The sequence below is a fragment of the Anaerosporobacter sp. genome (assembly GCF_965301125.1).
The window spans coordinates 1-2,095 of sequence record NZ_CBDLAM010000346.1 but is presented as its reverse complement, the minus strand read 5'-3'; the positions used below and the strand labels follow the sequence as shown (position 1 = coordinate 2,095).

The window sequence follows — 2,095 nt, the reverse complement described above, 5'->3', positions numbered from 1 at the left end:
TTTTTATAAAATTCTTGAATCTTATCCAAACGAGAATACATATTCTGAAAAATCATATCAACTAGGGTTAATGCAACCATGGATTCAATAACTACAACTGCCCTTGGGACAATGATTGGATCATGTCGTCCTTTAATATTGACTTCGATGTTTTCGTTAGCCTTGTTAACTGTATTTTGCGTCCTAGCGATAGATGGTGTTGGTTTAATAGCAGCACGTAGAATGATGTCACTACCATCACTCATACCGCCAAGAATTCCACCAGCATGATTGGTCTCTTTAGTTAATGTACTATTTTCATAATGAAAAGCATCATTATTATCCTCACCTAGCATTGATGCAGATTTAAAGCCATCACCTATTTCAAAACCCTTAACAGCGCCTACTGACATAACTGCTTTAGCAAGATTAGCATCTAGTTTCTCAAATACTGGCTCACCAATACCAACTGGCATACCTTTAACCACACATTCAATTACTCCACCAACAGAATTTGATTCCTTCATCTTCTGCATTAGAAAATCTTCTGCGTTAGCAGATGCCTCCATATCTGGCATGTATAGTGGACTTTTCATAATATTTTCTAAGTTAAGTTTTTCATAATTAATTGTTATTGGACCAATGGAACGAGTGTAGGCGCTAACCTTAATACCAAGGCTATTTAAGATAGCTTGAGCAATTGCACCAGCTGCAACACGAGCAGTTGTTTCACGACCAGAAGAACGACCGCCACCTCGGTAATCACGAAAACCGTACTTAGTATCAAATGTGTAGTCAGCGTGGCCTGGACGATAGTAGTTAGCAATCTCAGAATAGTCCGATGAGCGTTGCGTTTGATTCAAAACTACCATAGAAATAGGAGCTCCAGTAGTACGCCCTTCGAATACTCCAGATAAGATTTCTACATGATCATCTTCTTTACGAGGAGTGGAGTATTTAGTTTGTCCTGGTTTTCTTCTATTAAGATAGGTTTGAATATATTCTTCGGACATGTTAAGACCTGCAGGACAACCATCTACCACAACACCAATTCCTTTGCCGTGGGACTCTCCCCAAGTGGATACTTTAAATATAGTTCCTAATATAGAACCTGCCATGATAACACCTCAATCTTTCTTAAAATCATAATATATGGTTACTAAATTTGACTAAATAAAGTATATAGATATGTAAATAAATGCCGAATCAGCACCATTTGAATTATTATAAGGGAAAATAAGAGGAATAGTCAATAAATATGTGGACATTTTAACTTAATAATTCATATATTATAGAGAGCACAAAGTTTGCACGTGGTTAGATAGCACCATGCCAGTATGGTGCTCGTGTAAGGAGGACAGCAATATGGATAACTACTATAGCAAGATTACTCAAGATGAGATGAATCAATATTACCAACGATACGCAAGTATTGAAGCAGAAGATGGTAGGGATAAAGTTGAGACGCGGAGAGTGGAAAAGGATTCAGAATTAATAATTGATGATACAACTATCTATGAAATTGATCTTAATTGTTATCAATGCCTCCAAAATAAAATGAAGAAAAATAACTATTAAAACTTCATAAGCAATTTAGGAAATACTCAGCTTTAATTGTTACTCATATTGTCACAATTAAAAAGACCATCGAAAAATCGATGGTCTTTTTGGATGCTGATTAGCAGAATCCGTTTCCGCCACAAAGACAGAGAATAAGAATAATCCAGATAATACAACTACAGTCACCAAAACCACTGTTACATCCGTCGCTACCACCAAAACCGAATCCGCTTCCGCCACAGCAGAATAAAAGGATAATGATTATGAAACAGCTACTTCCACCAAATCCTCCTCTGTCACTACATCCACATCCGCAGTTTGTTGCTGCTAAATCACTCATTTTAGTTCCTCCTAAAATTAATTTACAATGTATAATATGAGGTACTGCTTGGCTACTTTACTATATATATTAATGTTTCTAAAAGAATTGGTTGATCTTATTCGAGCATTTTTTCGATGCTATTAGGTTAACAGACAATAGCAATCAATAATTGAGAAAAATTTAAGAAATTACTTATAGATTCTACAAAAAATTACATATATATTAATGCTGATA

General features: G+C 35.5%; 3 protein-coding genes. 1 reads left to right on the top strand and 2 read right to left on the bottom strand.

Annotated elements, in window-relative coordinates:
• Positions 1-1,097, bottom strand: a 1,097-nt coding sequence (gene aroC / locus ACW2QF_RS19765) for a chorismate synthase (protein ID WP_455717731.1), incomplete at its 3' end; no start/stop codon positions are given.
• Between the two features lie 247 nt (positions 1,098-1,344).
• On the opposite strand from aroC, the gene ACW2QF_RS19760 reads away from it, so the two are divergent.
• Positions 1,345-1,557: a hypothetical protein gene (locus ACW2QF_RS19760; protein ID WP_455717730.1), complete on the top strand. Its 213-nt coding sequence runs from the start codon at positions 1,345-1,347 to the stop codon at positions 1,555-1,557.
• Between the two features lie 100 nt (positions 1,558-1,657).
• On the opposite strand, the gene ACW2QF_RS19755 is transcribed toward ACW2QF_RS19760, so the two are convergent.
• Positions 1,658-1,879, bottom strand: a complete 222-nt coding sequence (locus ACW2QF_RS19755) for a chorion class high-cysteine HCB protein 13 (RefSeq protein ID WP_455717729.1) — start codon at positions 1,877-1,879, stop codon at positions 1,658-1,660.
• Positions 1,880-2,095: the final 216 nt, after the last annotated feature.